Here is a 20,307-nt window from a genome sequence, read left to right on the forward strand (position 1 = left end):
CTGGAACGAAGCGCGAATCTGGACAATCGCCCGCGCAGGAGGAATTCAATCCAAGCAAAGCTGCTTGCCACGATCAAACTTGCAACGTTGCAGAATCGACTTTATCCGCGCCGATCCATCCGCCCGCTCAGTTCATGGTTGGGGGCAATTCATGAATTGTCCCTACAACGCGTGAAATTTCCGAAGCAGTGGGGAGGGGTCAGGGTACGGAAAGGAGTTTCCGCAGCACCATCGGTAAGATGCCACCATGGCGATAGTACTCAAGCTCGACGGGGGTGTCGATTCGCGCCACACAGGAGAACTCGATGGTTTGGCCGTCGCTCTTCCGGGCAACCACCCGCACGCAACATCGCGGAGTTAGTCCTGTTTCCGGCTCGAGAATATCGATCACCTCTTCGCCGGTCAAACCCAGGCCTTGCCATGTCTGGCCTCCTGGAAATTGAAGGGGAAGCACTCCCATTCCCACGAGATTGCTCCGGTGGATGCGCTCGAAACTGGTGGCCAGGACAGCGCGGATTCCCAAGAGGGCCGTTCCTTTGGCGGCCCAGTCGCGACTGCTTCCGGTCCCGTATTCGGCCCCAGCAAGCACGACCAGGGGAGTGCCGCTCGACTTGTACCGCATGGCCGCTTCGAAGACCGAAAGCACTTCCCCCGTCGGCCAGTAGCGCGTCACACCGCCTTCCTGGTCAGGGACCAGATAATTTCGCAGGCGAATGTTGGCAAACGTTCCCCGAACCATGACAAGGTCGTTGCCGCGTCGAGCGCCATAGGTATTGAATTCTTCCGGCGGAACACCTCTTTCGATAAGAAAACGGCCTGCTGGGCTATCTTTGGGGATGGTCCCCGCCGGCGAGATATGGTCCGTGGTGACGGAATCTCCCAGGGCCAGAAGGACCCGGGCACCACGGATTGGAGGTGGGGGAGTGGGCTCCGGCGTGAGCCCGTCAAAATACGGGGGCTCGTGGATATACGTGCTTTCCTCACGCCATGGGAAAAGCTCGCTCGGCTGGACTGCAAGACTCTGCCACAGTTCGTCGCCTTCAAAGACAGATTGATAGCGTTTTTGGAAAAGCTCGGGGGTCAACACCTGCGCCATCGCTGAAGCGATTTCCCGTTCACTTGGCCAGAGGTCTTTCAAGTACACCGGCTGACCTGCTGGATCTGTCCCGATAGGCTCGCGGAGGAGGTCGCGGGTGACCGATCCAGCCAGCGCCGCTGCCACAACGAGCGGTGGGGAAGCCAGATAATTCGCTTTGACGAGCGGATGGATTCGGCCTTCAAAATTGCGGTTTCCGCTGAGGACTGCGGCGACCACGAGGTTGCCCCGTTTAACGGCCTCGGCAACGGCCTCTGGTAACGGACCGCTATTTCCAATACATGTGGTGCAACCGTAGCCAACAATGGCGAATCCCAGCTTTTCCAGATACGGCAGCAGGCCCAGTCGTTCAAGGTAATCGGTGACCACGCGAGATCCCGGCGCGAGGCTTGTTTTCACGTAGGGCGGAACGGTGAGCCCTTTTTCACAGGCTTTTTTCGCGAGTAACCCGGCTGCGATCATCAATTTGGGATTGCTTGTGTTGGTGCAGCTTGTAATGGCGGCGATGACCACTGAGCCGTGGCCAAGGGTGACTTCTTTCCCATCCCAGCGAAAAATCTCTTGCCGCGTGACTGCGTCGGGCGTGAGCCCAAAACCCCGCTTGTCCACGGGCGCCGTCAGGGCTTCCGCAAAACTCTGCGCGAGTCGGGCAACGGGAACTCTGTCCTGGGGGCGTTTTGGGCCCGCCACCGAGCCCTCCACGCTGTCCAGGTCGAGGCGAAGGATCTTTGTGTAGCTGGGCACTGGATCCCCCGGGTTGCGGAAAAGCCCCTGCTCCTTGCAGTACCGTTCGACCAGTTCCACAAGTTCAGCAGGACGGCCGGTCTCCTGGAGATAGTGAAGCGTTTGATCGTCGATGGGGAAAAAGCCCATTGTGGCTCCGTATTCCGGCGCCATATTGGCCAGAACCGCCCGGTCATAAACGGGCATTCGAGCGATGGCCTCGCCAAAAAACTCGACGAATTTTCCGACAACTCCCTCCTTTCGCAGCAGTTCGGTGACGGTCAGCACCAAATCGGTGGCGGTGACGCCCTCTCGTAACTCGCCCACCAGTTCCAGGCCCACCACTTCGGGGGCCAGCATGTACATGGGCTGACCGAGCATGGCGGCTTCGGCTTCGATCCCTCCCACTCCCCAGCCCAGCACGCCCAGCCCGTTGATCATTGTGGTATGGCTGTCCGTGCCCACGAGGGTGTCCGGGTAGGCAAGGCCCTGATCATTTGTGACAACGCATCGGGCGAGATACTCCAAATTGATCTGGTGAATGATTCCGGCTGCTGGCGGGACAACGCGAAGATTGGCGAAGCTGACCTGTCCCCAGCGGAGAAACTCATACCGCTCGCGATTCCGCTCGAACTCCAAGCGAACGTTTTTCTGAAAAGCGTCCCTATCCCCGAAGAAGTCCACCTGGACAGAATGATCAATCACGAGATCGACCGGGATGAGGGGGTTCACGCGGGATGGCTGGCCACCCATGCGATGAATTGCACTGCGCATGGCAGCCAGGTCCACCAAAGCGGGGACTCCGGTGAAATCCTGAAGAATGACCCGTGCAGGCTTGAAGGGCACCTCGATGTCCCCACGACCTTTGGAGCCGCCCCATTGAGCAAGCCGGCGAACGTCCTCTTCCGTAATCGAGAATCCGTCGCACTGCCGCAGCACGGATTCCAGCAAAATGCGGATGGAGTACGGGAGGTCCGTCAGTCGCGTCAAGCCCAGGTCTTCAAGCCGCGTGAGCCGAAAAAATTTCCACGCACCACTGGAGGTTCGCAGGTCGCCAAGAGCTTGAAACGGATCGTTCGCAATTGTGACCATCACAGTGTCATTTCCCTCACATACTTCTCAGCCGGCGGAACAGAAAACACAACTGCCTTGGATGGGAACATGCTATCCTATCCCCTCGCCCGGCCGCTGGGTAGTGTAGCCCGGCGTTGCCATCTCGGCGCGAGCGATCCGAAGAATGCAACGTTCAACTCGCGGGAGATCCGCGAGGAGGACAGATCGCTGGACGAGGGAGCTCTTCAGGATTTTCCGTTTCAGAGGTCGCCGCGGGAACGGTTCATCGTTCCTGCGATCGTTCAGATGGCTCGAGGGGATGGTCCCCTAAACCGTCGATTACCCCGATGTGTTTTCCCAGCCAGGGGCGGAACGACTCAGACAGTTCCTCCCAAAACCGGGGGAGAGGGGCCGTGATGTCAATGGGCTCGAAAGTCATCGGGTTCAGGAAATGGAGTTCTCGCGCGTGCAGTGCGATGGGACAGAACCGGGGATCCTGATGCTGAGGTCCCACACGACGTTGCGCCCCGTACTGCCAGTCGCCTACCACCGGGTGACCACGCGAGGCCGCCTGAACCCGAATCTGGTGCATGCGACCGGTTTCCAGCTCAATTTCCAACCAACTGAGCCCATCCCACTGTCGAAGCACCCGATATCTGAGCACCGCCAACCGTGCCTCCGGATGATTCTCGGGAACAATCTCCGCCTGGGGCACATCAGGGATTTTCCGCATGTAATCGCGCCATTCCCCCATTGGCGGGGATAGATTTCCCTCGACAACGGCCCAATATAGCTTTCGAATGTTGCGGGCCTCAAACTGTTCCGTAATTCGCCTGGTCGCTCGAGTGTGGCGCGTAAATAGGATCGCGCCAGTGACAGGCCGATCGAGCCGGTGAGGGACACCCAGGTAGACTCCCGCGCCAGGGGGGCTGCGCGTGGCGAGAAAGTCGCGTACTAACTCCACCAAAGAGGGAACTCCCGGCGGACCCTGAACCAGTATTCCGGCCGGCTTATTGATCACCAGGACCTCGCGCGCTTCGTAGAGGATCTCTGGCACCCCCTCCGGGAACGCCAGCCAAGTCTTCTGGGAGGTGTACGGTTTCTGCCCGTTAGGTTCGTTCATTGCGAGTCAACAACTCAAACCTGTAACGCGGATTTGGCGGAACTTTCTTCGGCTGGCCTGGTGCCAAAATGGCAGGTCGGCCATCTCCCGGCCCGCCGGAAAGCAACGACGGCGGCGGAAGCTCAATCATATCTTACGTTCATTTCGCAGGTTATGAACTTGCCCTGATTCTAAGTATATCAATGGCACAACCTTTGCGAAAAGCTCGTTTCCAGTGGTTAGTCTTGAAAGGTTCGAATACGGAATGTCACGGGTGCCTCCTCTTTGTCAGGTTCAGCTAAAACCTCAGTTTCGTACGACGGGTGAGGAGGGGGCGCACTGGAAATACACAGTTTTGTCCCAGAGAAAGGGAGAAACAACATGGCACAGGAAAAAATCATCGGCATCGACCTGGGGACGACCAACTCGGTGGTGGCCGTCATGGAAGGCAAGGAGGTCAAGGTGATCCCCAACCAAGAGGGGAATCGCCTGACCCCGAGCGTGGTGGCTTTCACAGAGCGTGGCGAGATTCTCGTGGGTGAGCCTGCCAAACGGCAAGCGATCACCAACCCCAAGCGAACAATCTATTCGATCAAGCGATTCATGGGCCGTCGTCGTGAGGAGGTCAAGACCGAAGAGGCGATGGTCCCCTACGAGATCGTCGGGGAGCCTGGAGAATACGTCAAGGTCAAAGTCGGGGACCGGCTCTACACGCCCCCGGAAATTTCCGCAATGATCTTGCGGAAACTCAAGGATGCCGCGGAAGCGTATTTGGGTCACCGCGTCAACAAGGCGGTGATTACCGTGCCCGCCTACTTCAATGACGCGCAGCGGCAAGCCACCAAGGATGCGGGCCAAATCGCCGGGTTGGAAGTCGTGCGGATCATCAACGAGCCCACGGCGGCCTCTCTGGCGTATGGGCTCGACAAGAAGGAGGCCGAAAAAATCGTCGTCTTCGACCTGGGCGGCGGAACGTTCGACGTCTCCATCCTCGAGGTGGCCGAAGGCGTGTTCCGAGTCATCAGCACCAGTGGTGACACGCACCTGGGTGGCGATGACTTCGACCGGGCCCTGGTGGACTATGTCGCTGAGGAATTTAAGAAGGAACACGGGATTGACCTCCGAAAGGACCCGATGGCTCTCCAGCGGCTCCAGGAAGCCTGCGAAAAGGCCAAGAAAGAGCTCAGCTCACTCCAGCAAACCGACATCAACCTGCCGTTCATCACCGCGGATGCCACCGGGCCCAAGCACCTGCACATGACGATCACCCGGTCCAAGTTCGAACAGCTTGTGGACCACCTCATCCAGCGGTGCCGGGGACCGGTCGAGCAGGCACTCCGTGACGCCCGGCTCACAGCCAAGGATATTGACGAGGTGGTGCTCGTTGGTGGTTCGACGCGGATCCCGAAGGTTCAGGAACTGGTCCGCGAAATGTTCGGCAAGGAGCCGCACAAGGGCGTCAACCCCGACGAGGTGGTGGCCGTTGGCGCGGCGATTCAGGGTGCGGTGCTGGCGGGTGAGGTCAAGGACGTGCTTCTGCTCGACGTCACGCCGCTCTCCCTCGGTATTGAGACGCTGGGTGGCATTATGACCAAGATCGTCGAGCGGAACACGACGATCCCGTGCACCCGGAAACAGATCTTCAGCACTGCGGAGGACAACCAGACCGCGGTGACCATCAAGGTCTACCAGGGTGAACGTGAAATGGCGGCGGACAACCGCTTGCTCGGCATGTTCAACCTGGAAGGGATCCCACCTGCTCCTCGTGGAGTGCCGCAGATCGAGGTCACTTTTGACATCGACGCCAACGGTATCCTCCATGTGACGGCCAAAGACCTGGGTACCGGCAAGGAGCAGAAGGTCCGCATCGAGCAGTCGGCCGGGTTGACCAAGGAAGAAATCGAGCGGATGCGTCGCGAAGCCGAGCTTCACGCGGAGGAAGACCGTCGCAAGCGCGAGCTGGCCGAGCTCCGCAACAAGGCCGACAACCTGTGCTGGCAAATCGAGAAGCTCATGAAAGAGCACGAAGGAAAACTGTCGGCGGCGGATCGCGACGCGCTCACTCGCGCCATCGAAAAGACCCGCAACGCAGCCAAGTCCGACAGTGCCGAGCAAATCAAGTCCGCTATCAGCGAGCTTGAGGCAGCGGCCCACGCGTTCAGCAAGACGCTGTATGAGAAGGCTGCTGCGGGCGCCAGCGCGTCCGCAGGTGGCTCAACATCGAGGTCGGGCGGCGGTAAGGATGACGATACCATCGATGCGGAATTCGAGGTCAAGTGATCATTCCTCGCTGATCCCGTACCTCGTTCCGGAATACCGCGGGAATTGATGAAGTCGGGGGTCGCTGTGAATCGGCCTGCTCCAGCGACCTCCTTTAGTTACCTGGCCGCGCCCGCAGGTGATCCTGAGGGCTGACAGGACAGAATTGTCCGTTGCTCCTTGGCAGGCTGATCCATCCCCACTTTTGCAAAAACCGATGCGATGACATGGACGCAGCGTTTCGAGGGTAATGTCGGGGCAATTCTGGGATTGCCCCGACCGTTCAACCAGGAGCCGGACCAGGCAGTTCGAGCCACGCCTGGTGAAATGGATGATGGAATCGTGGCACTACGGACTTGATAAAAAGGCCCCTCTGAGTTGAATCTCGCTCCCACGCGAGGCCGTGTGGACGTCTGCGTCCCCATGGGCGGAGGAAAAATGGGGATGGATTTGCTTGGCAGGAAGTTGTGTGCAAAAGCCTGGAGCGGTAAACTCATCGCGGCGATCCTCGGCCGAAATGGAAACCTCGTATCTTCATCACTTCGTGGGTCCATTGAGGCGCAAGCCTGTGACACCAGAATCTTTTAACAGCACGAGAAAGAAAGGAGGCAATCATGCCGGCTTTTCGATTCGATAAACTGACCATCAAAGCACAGGAAGCAGTAGCCAACGCGCAATCCCTGGCGTCCGAACGAGGGCATCCGGAGATCGACCCGGTGCACCTGCTGGCCGCTCTGGTGAGCGAGACGGATGGGTTGATCAAGCCGATTCTGGAGCGGATCGGGGTCAACCGGTCGCAACTTGAACGGATCATCGAGGGCGAGCTCAATCATTTTCCGAAGGTTTCTGGCGGTGCCCAGCCGCAACCGTCTTCCTCTCTGATGAAGGTCCTTGAGCAGTCTCAACGCGAGGCTGACGCCCTGCGTGACGATTTCATTTCGACCGAACACCTGCTCCTGGCGCTGGCCAAGGTGGATTCCAAGGCCCGCAACATTCTTAAACTCAACGGCATCACTGATCAGGAGATTCTACAGGCGATGCGGGCGGTGAGGGGCACAGCGCGTGTGGAGGACCAGAACCCGGAGGCCAAGTTCCAGGCCCTCGAGCGGTATGGGGTGGACCTTGTGGAGCGGGCCCGCAAGGGCAAACTCGACCCCGTCATCGGTCGGGATCAGGAAATCCGCCGCGTCATGCAGGTTCTGTCACGACGTACCAAGAACAACCCTGTGCTGATTGGTGATCCCGGAGTGGGCAAAACGGCGATTGTCGAGGGGTTGGCCCAGCGAATTGCCGATGGGGACGTTCCGGAGAACCTGAAAAACAAACGGGTGATCGCCCTCGACATGGGGGCTTTAATTGCGGGGACGAAATATCGCGGCGAATTCGAGGAACGTCTCAAAGCCGTTCTGAGAGAGGTGGAAGCGGCCGGTGGGAACATCATCCTCTTCATCGACGAGCTTCACACGGTGGTGGGGGCAGGAAGGGCGGAGGGTGGCGCGGACGCGGCGAACCTGCTCAAACCCGCTCTTGCCCGGGGTGATCTGCGGTGCATTGGCGCGACCACTCTCGACGAGTACCGCAAATACATCGAAAAAGATGCGGCTCTGGAGCGTCGGTTTCAACCGGTGTATGTGGGCGAGCCTTCTGTCGAGGACACAATCGCCATTCTCCGTGGTCTCAAGGCCCGCTACGAGGCCCATCACGGCGTGAAGATCAAGGATTCGGCTCTCGTTGCCGCGGCGAGGTTGTCGCACCGCTACATCACCGATCGCTATCTTCCCGACAAAGCCATCGACCTGGTGGATGAGGCGATGAGCCGTCTCGCCATGGAGCTGAAAAGCGTGCCGGTGGAGATCGACCAACTCCAACGACGAATTGTGCAACTGGAACTGGCCGAGCGCCAGCTTGCTGATGAGACCGAGGAACACGCCAAGGAGCGCCGTGCCGAGATCCAGGAGGAGATCAACAAGCTGCGTCAGGAATTGCAAAAACTTCGTGATCAATGGGAGAAAGAGAAAGCCGCGATCGAGCAGATTAGGCGTCTCCAGAATGAACTCCAGCAGGCCGAGCATGAATTCAATCAGCTTCAGGCCGCCATCAAAGAAAAGCAATCCTCCGGCATGCTGGTGCGGGAAGAAGATTACCAGCGGCTTTACGAATTGGATATCAGACGCCGCGAGCTGGCAAAACAATTGGAGCAGGCGGAGAATTCCTATCCGGTCCCGGACGACAAACGGCTGTTGCGGCTGGAAGTGGGTCCGGAAGAGATCGCCGAAGTCGTCAGTGCCTGGACCGGCATTCCCGTGTCCCGCATGATGGAGACCGAACGGGCCAAGCTGCTCGTGCTCGAGGAACGCCTCCACCAGCGAGTTGTGGGGCAGGACGAAGCGGTGGAAGCAGTGGCCAACGCCGTGCGCCGCAGCCGGTCAGGGCTGCAGGATCCGAAACGCCCCATCGGTTCGTTCATCTTCCTGGGCCCGACCGGTGTCGGGAAGACGGAGCTGTGCAAGGCGCTCGCCGAAGTCCTCTTCGACGACGAAAACGCCCTGGTACGGCTCGACATGAGCGAGTTTATGGAACGGCACACCGTCAGCCGACTGATCGGCGCCCCGCCCGGGTATGTGGGCTATGAAGAGGGTGGTGTGCTCACCGAGGCCATTCGCCGGCGTCCCTATGCCGTGATCCTGCTTGACGAAATTGAAAAGGCTCATCGCGATGTGTTCAACATCCTGCTCCAGGTGCTCGACGATGGTCGGCTCACAGACAACCAGGGTCACACGGTCGACTTCACCAACACGATCATCGTGATGACCTCCAACATCGGAAGCCAACTCATCCAGGAGATCACTCAAGCAGGCGGCACGGAAGATGAAATCCGCGAGGCCGTTATGCAGGCCCTCAAACAGCATTTCCTGCCGGAGTTCCTCAACCGCATCGATGAAGTGATCATCTTCCATCCGCTTCGCAAGGATCAGATCAAGAAGATCGCCGAAATCCAGATCCGGCGGCTCAAGGATCGGCTGGCTTCCAAGGGAATCACTCTGGAGGTTACCGATCGGGCAATCGAGGCCCTGGCCGAGCTCGGCTACGACCCCACCTACGGCGCTCGACCGCTCAAGCGGGTCATTCAACAGCGGATCGAGAACCCGCTGGCTATGGAGCTCCTCAAGGAAACCGATTGGGAAGGCGCCACCATACGGGTGGATTACGACGATCGGACGGAGGAGTTCACGTTCGAGCGGATCGCTCCCGAGCCGGCCACCGTGGGCAGTTCGCGGTGACAAGCAAGGGCAAAACAGCTCACATAAACCGTGTTATTGACAGCAGATTCAGAGTTGGGGTGAGAAGCAGCTCGCCCCAACTCTTTTCTTTCTTCACGTCCAGCCGTCGTGCAGGAGCTAAGAACCCTGTAGATCCGCGGAGTCAAACCGAGCCTCTCTAATTCCGCAGATCAACCGCCCTGCGGTTGCGGTAGAGTGTTTACATCCAGCGACCGCAACCATTCCAGCACCACCCATCCCACTTTGGCCAGGCTTAACGGAGAGCACTGGGCGGGGACATCATTCTGAGTATGCCAGGCGGGATAGTCAAAATCGATGAGCACGCAGGAAGGAATTCCCCCAATATTGTGAAGGGCCAAATGATCGTCCCGAATCTCATACTTTTTTTGGGGGATGAATTCGAGGACTTTGAGTCGGGCGGCCGTTTTCCAAATGCCATCCACGATCCAACGGGAGTCCCGCCACCACGCACTGTTACGCTCCTGATAGATTTGGAGGTCCGCGTCGCCCACCATGTCGAACAGGACGGCCGCGCGATACCGCCAGCGGCGTTGGGGCGCGGACTCGACGTATTGCTGGGCAAAGTATTCCGAGCCCTGGAAGTAGGGATCCCATTCCGAGAAGATGAACTCTTCCCCATCGAAGCACACCATATCAACGCCCATATCCGGTGGCAACTTGCTGACGTGGTGTGCCATCTCCATGAGCACGGCAACCCCGCTGGCGCCGTCGTTGGCTCCGATAAAACGGCCTCGCGGGTTGACCCGATCGCGCAGAGGGAACGGAAGGGTATCGTAATGGGCACAGAGAAGAATACGTTCCGTCCGCTCTGGGAAAAACCTGGCAATCAGGTTAGCCATCGGCACCGGATCACCAGTGCGAGGATCCCGCCCGGAAAATCGCTGCAATTCCACTTCGGCTCCCAGCTCAGCAAAATGTTTGAGAAGGAGCTCCTGCTGCTTGGCCATCCCAGGCGAGCCGCTGGGTCGAGGTCCTATCTCGCACAATTGCTCGAGATACCGAAATGCCCGCGCGCCGTCAAAAGGAATCTGCTCAAGTCGCCAGTGAGACACCCTGCCGGTCCCGCGGGGAAGAAATTGCCACAAAAGCAGGCCTGAGCCAAAAGCAAATAGAAGAAAGACACCTGCGCCTCCGATCAACCGCGCCAAACTGGCTTGATGCCGGAGCCGAAAAAAATAACCAGAGTGCTCACCAGCAACCAGACGCGCCAAACCTGCGTTCGGCTCCTCGACCGAAGGTACTCCGAAACAGAAGCCACCCGTCTGCCCGAGGGGCTGTCTTTCTCCCGAGAGAATACACGACCCGCTTTCCCCGGGGTGTTATTCCCCAACAAAGGGCAGCAGCGCCATGATCCGCGCCCGCTTGATAGCCTTGCTAATGGCGTGCTGGCTCTTCGCAGCACAACCGGTCTTGCGGCGGCCCACGATTTTACCCTGTCGGTTGGTCAGCTTTTTCAGCAGTTCCACGTCCTTGTAGTCCACATAAAGAGGGCGTGGGTACTGCCCGTCCACCATCAAGGGGTCACGCTTTCGACGCTTTGCTCGAATTCTCTTCTTCGCCATATCGATTCGCCAGTCAAATCACCGCATGGATGTCCGAAAACAACTGGTTTTTCGCTTTTTCAGTCCCAAGAGGTTCGCCAAAGCTCCAGTATAAAGCGGAGGACCGCACAAGCCAAGGGAAGGGGCAACCTTAACCATCCCCACTCTTTGAGGAGCCGCGACATGCAGGATATGGGGGCAATTCATGAATTGCCCTTTCTGGACTCCGATGCATTTGGGTCTGACAGATGTGTTGCCGGGGGATTCGTGAATCACCCCGGCTGTTTAAGTTTGACCAGCAACTGAGCCCAGCAACTGGAACGCGATCGATGAAGTGGATGATCCCAAATGCGGACCTGACAAGCAGGTCCCTCCGAAGAGTCCCTCCGAAGAGTCGGAGGGGCACGCTTGTCGTGCCCACTGAAACGTAAGAGAGAATCCAGCGGTGGAAAGCGGACGTGACAAACACATCCCTCCCGAAGCGGACGTGACAAACACGTCGCGCCGGACTGAAACTCGCTCCCGCCCCCAGCCTGATTAAGCTCCGCACCCCTGCGCTGCGAATCGCGAAACGGTGGCGATGGGCGACTACGGGCACGGCGTAGCGCTCTGGCGGGCCGCTCGCAGCTCGGCCAAAGTCTGCTGAATGTTGGCGAGCTCTTCCTCTTCGAGAGGTTCCAGCTTTTTCGCTCCGAGTGCCCTGGCCAGGGCCTCCAGCTCCTGAATGACCGGCTCGGCATCGCGGCCCATCGTGAGGAGTATTTCCGTGGCCTCCTCGCGGTAAATGCCTCCACGGATGTCAGAAATGAGGCTGTTCTTGAGGGGTTCGAAGGAGCCGCCGAGACGCCAGATCGCCCAACAGGCAGCCGATGCCGGATAAATCGGCCGACGAGCATGGGATTTTTCGATCGCCTCGCGCGCAGGCCCGGCCACATCAGGTCCCAACCGACCCAATGCCAGCACGGCCTGTTCGCGGACAGGTTGCACCACATCATCGACCGCTTCGGTCAATGCCTGAACGGCGTCGGGGCCGATTTTCGGGCCAATCTTGCCGAGAGCAGCAGCAGCGTTGCGTTTCACCGAAGCGGCCCCATTTTTCAGCCGATCAACGAGGTCCGGTACGGCGGGAAGGGCCGGTTCACCAATTGCCCCCAGCGCGCGACACGCCCAATACTGGGTGTGAAAATCCTCATGGTAGAGGGCCTTGCGAAGCACCGGGACAGCCGGGGCCGCCGCCGGACCGATTGCCATGAGAGCCCCCACGGCCTGCCGGCGATTGACCACATTATCTTCCTGGATCAGCTCAATCAACTTAGGAACAGCCGGTGCTGCGGCCGACCCCAGCTCCGAGTACGCCACGCAGAGCACGGCCTTTTTCTCCGGCGAGGCGTTCGTCCACTCCGCATCGAGAATCGGTAGCGCCTGTGCGCCGAATTTCCCAATTGCCTGAAAGGCAAGGATCCAGTTGGGCAGGTCGTCCACCTGCGCCCCATCTTTCTGCGCCAGTTCCAGCAGCTTGGGGACCGCGACGTCGGCATGTGCGGGTGCCAGCTTGCCGACGGCCACGATGGCCCTGGTTCTCACTGTGTCACGGGGATCACCAAGAGCTGTGAGAAGCACGGGTACCGCGTCTTGCCCCAGGGATTTCAGCGCCGCAACCGCCTGGAGTTTGCTGGCTTCGTCTCCCTCCGTGAGCATTCGTCGGCACTCCTCAAGGGAAGGCCGCGCCTGTCCAGCGGGTGCCGGTGAGGGCGATTCCTCGGCCCCGGCTACCGTGGTGGTATCGGCAAATCCCCACAAACTCAGCGCCAGGATGGCCGCCAACACTGATCGCCACGACCATAAACGGGTATCACATACATTTCTCATCAATGGATTGGGCCAAGGAGGAGAAATTCTAACACCATGCGCACCCAGACGAGCCGAAATTCTCATAACCAGCCTTTCATAAAGAGTTGAGCGAGCCTGTACTACCTCCACCTTTTTTCCGGCGGAGCAAATCCTCCGCACTCGGCCGGTGGGCTGTGCTCATTATTTCCCAGGACCCGCGTGATGCCAAGCGCCAAAAGGCAAATTTCGCAAATTACCTGCGATGGCCCTTTTACCCGCATACGGTTACAAGCCAGAAAGCCCACAACGGGAAAGATATGCAGATTTAGGGTGCAGGGCTCGCATCCCCAAGCGCCGCACTCAACCACTTCAGGTAATCCGCGCTTCCCAGTGAAATGGGCACCGCGATGATTTCTGGCACCTGATAAGGATGCATCTGGCGGATGCGTTGCTCAAGTTGAGCATAGCGAGATGCCGCGGTCTTTATCAAACACAGCCATTCATCGGCCGATTCCACTTTACCCTGCCATTGGTACACGCTGTGGATCGGACCGGCAATTTGGACACAGCCTGCCAGCGCCTCCTCCACGAGAGTCTGGGCCACTCGCGCGGCTGACTCACGATCGGGAAACGTTACAAAGACCTGGAGAAAAGAGCTTAGCTGCTCCGTCATGGACTAAGCACCCCCCATCGCAGAAAACGCTGTTGGTCCTTTTCCCCTCCTCCCGTAACTCGGCAAGGCGACTTGCGGCATCCCGCGAAAGAGAGAATCAACCAATACAGGTCACGATTGCGCTGTCTCTTAGGAAGGACTCTGGGTATCGCTCGGGGCGCCACCCTGCCCAGAGGGCTGCGCATGCGTTTTGTCCCGGGCCTGTCGCGCTACCTCCAAAGCCGACGGCTTGTACTCCACGTGCTGAGGGCCCTCTTTGGGGACCGAAGCCGGAGAAGCCGCCCCTTCGGGCGTTTTGGAAGCAGGCGGATCAACCACCCGCAAGTCATCCAGGTCAATATCGTACCAACCGCGATCGGCACCAGAATCGAACTGGACAAGCGCCCGCCCATTCCAGTTGATTGTGATAACCCGGCCGATTTTCCCTTTGAATCGAGCAAGTTCCGGGCGCGGGCTATTCACGGTGACGTACTGGTCCGTGTATTCCAGTCGCAAGTTCTGGATGCGGTCGTAGTCCATATCGGCCGCCATGTTCACCTCTCACTTCATGCAGGGATCGGTCACCTCGGAGCCGGCCAACGGACCCCACAATGGGGGTCTCCTCTACCGGACCGTCTTCGCTTACCTCAATTGGACTTCACCGGTGAACGGAAACGGGCGGCGTCTTCCGCGGCTTTCCACCGAAGGTAGGCGTCAAGGAATCCCTGAATTTCACCATCCATGACCGCCTGGAAGCTGGTTTCGGTATGACCCGTGCGGGCATCCTTGATCCGCTGTTCCGGATGCTGGAAGTAACTGCGGATTTGCGAACCGAACCCCACTTTGGGAGCCGCCTCGTATTTGGCCGCCATCTCGGCTTCACGCTTTTCTTCTTCCAGACGCGCCAGTTTTGCGCGAAGCATCTTCATCGCCATGGCGCGATTCTGGTGCTGACTCCGCTCACTCTGGCAGGCCACGACTATGCCTGTGGGGATGTGCGTAATCCGTACCGCGCTGGACGTTTTATTGACGTGTTGTCCGCCGGGACCGCTTGCCCGGAACACATCCTCCTCGATGTCCTCTTCCCGAATTTCGATTTCCGTATCGTTTTTCACTTCGGGTGTGACGTCCACCGCAGCGAAGCTCGTTTGTCGTTTGCCTTCCGCGTTGAAGGGGCTGATCCGCACAAGACGGTGAATGCCCGTCTCGCCTTTGAGATACCCATAGGCCATCGGTCCGCGGATCGCGATGGTGGCACTGTTGATACCGGCTACGTCGTTATCCACGCGATCCAGCAATTCCACTTCGTAGCCGTTGGCTTCCGCCCAGTTGATATACATCCGCAAGAGCATTTCTGCCCAATCATGGGCATCGGTTCCACCATCCCGGGCATTGATGCTCACGATGGCATTGCACGAGTCGTGAGGCCCATTGAGCAGGGACTTGACTTCCAGCTCATTTACCAGCTTTTCCAAACGCTGGAGCGCCTCAGGCAACTCCGCGGCGATTTCCGGAGATTCTTCGCCCAGTTCGATCATGGCGTCCACGTCCTCAAGCTCCTTGAGCGCCTGATCCATCGGCTTGAGGACCGCGCGGAGTTCCTTCAGCTCGGAAACCAGGGCCTGGGATTTCTCGGGATCCGCCCAGAAGGAGGGCTGGCTCATCGCCTGTTCGATCTCAGTCTCCCTAGCTTTGCGATGAGCGTAGTCAAAGGGAGTCCCGAAGCTGCAGCAAACGTTCCCGAATAGCCTCTGCACGATTGACAAGTTCTCGTTCCATCGGCGATCTCCGCAGATCTTCTCCAAAAACGGGATGGATGAAGATTGTTAATCAAATTCTTCGCTGCAAAGTTTGCGCCACCGAAAGGACCGCGATAACTGACTGCCGTCCTTTGAAATTGTAGGCACACCGGAGCAACACGAGAACCTTTTCTCTGACCCTGTCTCTTGCCGCGCCCCCCCACCTCTGACAATTGCAGAGCGATTGCCGTCCGGTCGCGCGAATTTGGCAAGCGGCCAGGTCGATTATTTCAAGTTTAACATGCCTGACAAGATTGGTACACTCGGCCTTTCGGAACCTCTACAATCATGGAGAACCAATGGTGAACCGAACTCGCGGGCTGCTCGTGGGAGCCCCAGTGGCCACTCAGATTGCCACAATCCAAGGGGATTCGATGATTGACATTAACGAGTACGATTATGAGCTGCCGAAACACCTGATTGCCCAGCGGCCTCTGCCGAACCGGGCCGACGCTCGGCTTATGGTCGTGGATCGGCGGTCGCAGACCATCGAGCACCGCCACGTGCGGGATCTGCCCGAGATCCTCCAGCCGGGCGACATCCTAGTCTTAAACAACACTCGGGTGGTTCCGGCACGGCTGGTGGGTTACCGGACCGAGACCCGCGGTCGCTGGGAAGGCCTATTCGTGGAGGCCGATCCCAGTGGCGTCTGGCAGGTGATTGGGAAAACCCGCGGTAAGCTCCGGCCGGGTGAGACCATCACGCTTGTCAATCGGGAAGGGCGGGACGATATCAAGCTCTTTGTTATCGGCAAGATTGCAGACGGGGGCTGGCTGGTCAGTCCCGATACCAGTGAGGACACCTGGCAGACCCTGGAACGCCTCGGTCGGGTGCCGCTTCCCCCCTACATTCGCGGGGGCCAGATGATGGAAGAAGACCGAACCCGCTACCAAACGGTCTACGCCCAGGTCCCCGGATCCGTAGCCGCTCCCACAGCCGGGCTCCATTTCACCCCGCAACTTTTGAACAGCCTTCGCACACAGGGGGTCAAGATCGTTTTCGTGACCCTCCATGTGGGGTTGGGAACCTTCGTCCCGATCAAAACCTCGCAAATCGAAGAACATAAAATGCACTCCGAATGGGGTGAGATCGCTCCGGAGGTGGCGGAGGAAATCAACGCTGCCCGTAAGGAAGGGGGCCGGGTGGTGGCTGTGGGCACGACGGTGACGCGACTTCTGGAAACGGCTGCCGCCAGTGGTGAACTGAAGCCATTTGCCGGGCGAACCGACCTCTACATCCGCCCGCCGTATCAGTTCAAAATTGTGGACGCCCTGATGACCAACTTTCATCTTCCTAAAACCACCCTGCTGGTTTTGGTACGGACCTTTGGAGGAGATGAGTTAATTAAGCGTGCCTATGACGAAGCAATTCGAGAGGAGTATCGGTTTTACAGCTACGGCGACGCCATGCTGATCCTGTAGAATTCTCGTTCAGCGAGAGAATAGGGTGCGGTTTTCGATAATCCATCGCTTTCATCAGGAAGAAAGTGAGGTTTCCCAGTATGCCGCGGGATCCGATGGATGAAGAAGTTCTCGTCATTCCCACTAGCTACTTTCACGAGTTAGGGTATTTCCAGGGCTTCACCAATCGCGTGGAACGTTATGTTCCCCGCATCTTTTCACCGGAAAAGACATCCTTCCGGGCCCGCCGGTTGGTGGAGCCGGATCCGTCCTTCAAGCAGATCATCCCGTATGCCATCCTTGCCTGGCGAAACGGTGCAGGATGGGAAGTTTTTCACTACACCCGGGGAAGCGGCCAGGGAGAAAGCCGCTTGCGGCGAAAGCGAAGCATAGGGATTGGGGGCCATATTGCTCGCGAGGATGCAGCGAATGGCACGGATGCATTTCACCATGCGTTGCTGCGAGAAATCAACGAAGAGGTGATCATCGGCTCGCCCTATATCCTGGAGTGCGTCGGACTCATCAACGACGACCAGACCGAGGTCGGAAGGGTGCATCTCGGCGTGGTCTATCGGCTGTCGCTGGAAGAACCGGTGGTAACTCCGCGTGAAGTCGATGTGGTGGGGCACGGATTTGCCCCTCCCCAGCAACTCGCGAACAATTGGACAGAGTTCGAAACGTGGTCCCAAATCGCGTTGGAGGGTGTTTTTGGAGTGGTCCCTCCCGGGCAAGCAGATCAGCGCACAGCGTGAGTCGCGCTTAATGGTGCAAACGCCCATCTATCTTGACAACCATGCCACGACCCGGTGCGATCCCCGGGTGCGGGATGTGATGCTGCCATATTTCTGTGAAGAATTTGGGAACGCCGCTTCCATCACCCATGTGTTTGGAGAAAGGGCTAAAGACGCGGTCGAGAAAGCAAGGGAAACAATTGCAGCAGCGGTGGATGCTGATCCCCGGGAAGTGATTTTCACAAGTGGGGCCACCGAAAGTAACAATCTCGCCATTTTAGGAGTCGGTCGCTGTCTTCCGCCTGGGTCTCACCTGGTCGCCTCCTCAATCGAGCACCCCTCTGTTCTGGAACCTTTGCAGAAGCTGAGCGAGGAAGGCCATACCGTCACCCTGGTCCGCCCGGTCCAAAACGGTGATCCTCAGGCGGGGCGGGTCTTGGCCGAATCTGTGGAAGAGGCTTTGAAGCCGAATACGCGGCTGGTTTCAATTATGGCGGCCAACAACGAGATAGGCTCAGTCCAGCCGATTCGAGAAATCGCCGCTCTCTGTCGAGAGCGCGGCATTATTTTCCATGTGGACGCCGTGCAGGCTCTTGGCAAAGTACCCCTCCGCGACGAACTTCGCGAGGTGGACCTGATCAGCCTTTCGGCCCATAAAGTTTATGGCCCCAAAGGCGTTGGGGCCCTCATCGTCCGGCGACGCCAGGCTGGGTTCAAAATTCAGCCCCTCATCTACGGTGGAGGACACGAACGAGGCCTGCGTAGCGGCACGCTCAACGTTCCCGGGATTGTCGGATTTGCCCATGCTGTGGCCCTTGCCCTGGCGGATCTGGAAAATGAAATGGTGCGATTGCAGCAACTCCGCAATCTGCTGTTCCATTTGCTCAAGGAACAACTGGGAGAGCGGGTGCAACTGAATGGGCCGGATCTATCCCGACCGGATTGGCGACTCCCGGGCAATCTCAACGTCCGCTTCCCCGGAATCGAGGGCGAGACGCTGCTCCTCCACGTTCCGGAGCTGGCTTTGAGCTCGGGATCGGCCTGCAGCTCGGCGGATCCCCGACCCAGCCATGTTTTGCTGGCTCTGGGGCTGAGTGAAACGGAGGCTCGGGCGAGTATCCGCGTGGGAATCGGGCGTTTCAACACGGAGGAAGAAATTCGGTACGCGGCCGACGTTTTGTGTAGCGCCGTCCGTCAGCTTGTCGATCTTCAATCGGCCCTCGAGGGTTGGTCGAGAGGTCCTGGAGAACGTTAAACAGATAACCCTGTCAACGCTCGGGCCGTTGTTCTCACCCCACCCGCATACCGAACCAAGGGCGGTCGTCGTTAATGGGCGAGCCACTTCCACAGGAGAAAGACCGTCACAACAAGGCCCAGCGGAATCAGAAGGAAAAAGATAAGTGGGGCCAGCAGACTTTGCCCGCTCGGCGTCGATCGGCCTTCGGGTTCCGCCGGAATGCCGATAGGGTCGTCGGTGCGGGCGGTGGTCTGGCTTACCCCGGTGGACTGGTTGTCCATGGCCACCTGAAGGAGCATGTTGGAAAAACTCGGTTTTGTATCGGGAAGCGGGATTGGCGGCGCAGTCAGCGGCTTCGCCACATAAAGTCGATGCCTGTTCCCTGATTTCGAGCGGATGAAGCACGTCTCGTCGATAGGACAGGGGGTGATAACCCAAGGAGCCAGTCGCCGCACGACCTCTGCCGCGGTCGGTATACGCTCCTTGGGATCCTTGGCCATCATTTCGGCCATCACATCGACAAAGGCTGCATCCAGTTCGGGGTTCAGTCGGCGGGGATCGAGCGGACGCAGCTCGCAGTGCGCCCGCACTTTATCGGCCGTGGTTCCGCCGGGAAACGGGACTTTGCCTGTAACCGCGTAATACAGGGTGCAACCGAGAGAGTAAATATCCCACGCCGGTGTTGGTTTATGCGGTTCGCGAATGTGGTCCGGGGAGAGATAGTCCACGGTACCCACGATCCGTCCATAGCGGGGATCGTTGACCGCCTCCTGGCCGAGCGGACCAGCAAGCCCGAGATCCAGCAATTTGGCGGTTCCATCGTTGGTGACCAGGATGTTGCCCGGTTTGACATCCCGGTGAATCAGCCCCTGCTCGTGAGCGTGCTGGAGGGCTGAAGCGACCTGAGAGATGATCGAGGCCGCGGCATGCATCCGCATGGGTCCGCGCTGGCGGATAAGTTTTCGCATATCGACGCCGGGGACGTATTCGGTCACGAGGTACACGACGCTCCCATCCATCCCGGCATCGTAAGCCCGTACCAGATTGGGGTGATCCAGTTTGGCCTGCGCCCGAATTTCCCGAAGAAAATTCTGCACTGCCTCGGGATTAGACTTGTGTCGGGGGAGGACCTTGACCGCCACAACCCGCCCGAGGATCATATGTTCCCCTTTAAAAACCTGCCCCATGCCCCCGCGACCGATGGAATCGATAATTCGGTAAGGACCGAGGGTGAACTTCGTGCGGCCCTCGAGGAGCTGTTTGGCCTGCCAGGCATTGATGTAACCGAGTTCGACGAGCGTTTGCGCGAGCCGCTCCTCCAACGGAACGTCGATGGAGAATCCCGCTTTGGCACGGAGCGTTTGCCAGGCCTCTTCAAGCTGTTCCCGTGTTACCAGGCCGCTGGCCAGGGCACAATGCTCGAAGCTTGTGCTGCCGGGAACAGTCATACGTCCAGTCCATCTCTTGGCAGTTGTCACCCGATGCGACGCTCAAAGTGGTCGAGACTCGCCAACTGGGCTAAGGACCTCCGTACAACCAGCGTTTCTTCGCGTTACGCCCGCCGAACGCGGCCAACAACGTC

At 58.7% G+C, this 20,307-nt stretch carries 14 protein-coding genes; 5 read left to right on the forward strand and 9 right to left on the reverse strand.

Features of this window, described 5'->3' with window-relative positions:
• Positions 1-199: 199 nt before the first annotated feature.
• Together acnA and THTE_RS12250 are read right to left on the reverse strand one after the other, a co-directional pair.
• The gene (gene acnA, locus THTE_RS12245; protein ID WP_095415705.1) at positions 200-2,911 is read right to left on the reverse strand and encodes an aconitate hydratase AcnA; all 2,712 of its coding nucleotides are present in this window, start codon (positions 2,909-2,911) and stop codon (positions 200-202) included.
• A gap of 244 nt (positions 2,912-3,155) precedes the next feature.
• Entirely contained in the window at positions 3,156-3,995 is an 840-nt protein-coding gene (locus THTE_RS12250; protein ID WP_095415706.1) for an RluA family pseudouridine synthase, read from the reverse strand.
• A gap of 360 nt (positions 3,996-4,355) precedes the next feature.
• Here THTE_RS12250 and dnaK point away from each other — a divergent pair, with 360 nt between their 5' ends.
• Both dnaK and clpB read left to right on the forward strand, forming a co-directional pair.
• Positions 4,356-6,254: a molecular chaperone DnaK gene (gene dnaK, locus THTE_RS12255; RefSeq protein ID WP_095415707.1), complete on the forward strand. Its 1,899-nt coding sequence runs from the start codon at positions 4,356-4,358 to the stop codon at positions 6,252-6,254.
• A 593-nt stretch (positions 6,255-6,847) separates the two neighbouring features.
• Complete coding sequence (gene clpB, locus THTE_RS12265) at positions 6,848-9,514, forward strand: ATP-dependent chaperone ClpB (protein WP_095415709.1); 2,667 nt, start codon at positions 6,848-6,850, stop codon at positions 9,512-9,514.
• Positions 9,515-9,684: 170 nt separating this feature from the next.
• Here the strand turns inward: clpB and THTE_RS12270 are convergent, their stop codons facing one another.
• The 6 genes from THTE_RS12270 to prfB form a co-directional block, all read right to left on the reverse strand.
• Positions 9,685-10,587 carry a M28 family peptidase gene (locus THTE_RS12270; protein WP_237260131.1) on the reverse strand — a complete coding sequence of 301 codons (903 nt, stop codon included), beginning with the start codon at positions 10,585-10,587 and terminating at the stop codon, positions 9,685-9,687.
• 267 nt (positions 10,588-10,854) lie between these two features.
• The gene (gene rpsR / locus THTE_RS12275; RefSeq protein ID WP_095415710.1) at positions 10,855-11,097 is read right to left on the reverse strand and encodes a 30S ribosomal protein S18; all 243 of its coding nucleotides are present in this window, start codon (positions 11,095-11,097) and stop codon (positions 10,855-10,857) included.
• 567 nt (positions 11,098-11,664) lie between these two features.
• On the reverse strand, positions 11,665-12,903 hold the full coding sequence (locus THTE_RS12280) for a HEAT repeat domain-containing protein (protein WP_157732062.1): 1,239 nt from the start codon (positions 12,901-12,903) through the stop codon (positions 11,665-11,667).
• A 328-nt stretch (positions 12,904-13,231) separates the two neighbouring features.
• Positions 13,232-13,579 carry a divalent-cation tolerance protein CutA gene (gene cutA, locus THTE_RS12285; RefSeq protein ID WP_095415712.1) on the reverse strand — a complete coding sequence of 116 codons (348 nt, stop codon included), beginning with the start codon at positions 13,577-13,579 and terminating at the stop codon, positions 13,232-13,234.
• A 129-nt stretch (positions 13,580-13,708) separates the two neighbouring features.
• Positions 13,709-14,110, reverse strand: a complete 402-nt coding sequence (locus tag THTE_RS12290; RefSeq protein ID WP_095415713.1) for a hypothetical protein — start codon at positions 14,108-14,110, stop codon at positions 13,709-13,711.
• A gap of 95 nt (positions 14,111-14,205) precedes the next feature.
• Positions 14,206-15,337 (reverse strand): peptide chain release factor 2 gene (prfB, locus tag THTE_RS12295; RefSeq protein WP_338064579.1). Its coding sequence is split into 2 segments (ribosomal slippage): positions 14,206-15,267 and positions 15,269-15,337, totalling 1,131 coding nucleotides; the frame shifts between segments, so codons are not numbered across the junction.
• 319 nt (positions 15,338-15,656) lie between these two features.
• Here prfB and queA point away from each other — a divergent pair.
• From queA to THTE_RS12310, 3 genes are all read left to right on the forward strand, one after another.
• Positions 15,657-16,778, forward strand: a complete 1,122-nt coding sequence (queA, locus tag THTE_RS12300) for a tRNA preQ1(34) S-adenosylmethionine ribosyltransferase-isomerase QueA (RefSeq protein WP_237260132.1) — start codon at positions 15,657-15,659, stop codon at positions 16,776-16,778.
• 80 nt (positions 16,779-16,858) lie between these two features.
• A complete protein-coding gene (locus THTE_RS12305) occupies positions 16,859-17,509 on the forward strand; it encodes a phosphoesterase (RefSeq protein ID WP_237260133.1) in 651 nt (216 codons plus the stop codon).
• A complete protein-coding gene (locus tag THTE_RS12310; protein ID WP_237260134.1) occupies positions 17,466-18,743 on the forward strand; it encodes a cysteine desulfurase family protein in 1,278 nt (425 codons plus the stop codon). Before THTE_RS12305 ends, THTE_RS12310 begins: the two co-directional genes overlap by 44 nt.
• A gap of 71 nt (positions 18,744-18,814) precedes the next feature.
• Here THTE_RS12310 and THTE_RS12315 read toward each other — a convergent pair whose 3' ends face one another.
• Positions 18,815-20,173 (reverse strand): serine/threonine-protein kinase, encoded by a 1,359-nt coding sequence (locus THTE_RS12315; protein WP_095415716.1) that lies wholly within the window; start codon positions 20,171-20,173, stop codon positions 18,815-18,817.
• Positions 20,174-20,307: the final 134 nt, after the last annotated feature.

Source organism: Thermogutta terrifontis (assembly GCF_002277955.1).
Taxonomy (GTDB): domain Bacteria; phylum Planctomycetota; class Planctomycetia; order Pirellulales; family Thermoguttaceae; genus Thermogutta; species Thermogutta terrifontis.

Excerpts from the sequence above, each read along its gene's own strand:
- acnA (WP_095415705.1), bottom strand. The coding sequence starts at position 2,911 with ATGGTCACAATTGCGAACGATCCGTTTCAAGCTCTTGGCGACCTGCGA.
- THTE_RS12250 (WP_095415706.1), bottom strand. The coding sequence starts at position 3,995 with ATGAACGAACCTAACGGGCAGAAACCGTACACCTCCCAGAAGACTTGG.
- dnaK (WP_095415707.1), top strand. The coding sequence starts at position 4,356 with ATGGCACAGGAAAAAATCATCGGCATCGACCTGGGGACGACCAACTCG.
- clpB (WP_095415709.1), top strand. The coding sequence starts at position 6,848 with ATGCCGGCTTTTCGATTCGATAAACTGACCATCAAAGCACAGGAAGCA.
- rpsR (WP_095415710.1), bottom strand. The coding sequence starts at position 11,097 with ATGGCGAAGAAGAGAATTCGAGCAAAGCGTCGAAAGCGTGACCCCTTG.
- cutA (WP_095415712.1), bottom strand. The coding sequence starts at position 13,579 with ATGACGGAGCAGCTAAGCTCTTTTCTCCAGGTCTTTGTAACGTTTCCC.
- THTE_RS12290 (WP_095415713.1), bottom strand. The coding sequence starts at position 14,110 with ATGGCGGCCGATATGGACTACGACCGCATCCAGAACTTGCGACTGGAA.
- queA (WP_237260132.1), top strand. The coding sequence starts at position 15,657 with ATGGTGAACCGAACTCGCGGGCTGCTCGTGGGAGCCCCAGTGGCCACT.
- THTE_RS12305 (WP_237260133.1), top strand. The coding sequence starts at position 16,859 with ATGCCGCGGGATCCGATGGATGAAGAAGTTCTCGTCATTCCCACTAGC.
- THTE_RS12315 (WP_095415716.1), bottom strand. The coding sequence starts at position 20,173 with ATGACTGTTCCCGGCAGCACAAGCTTCGAGCATTGTGCCCTGGCCAGC.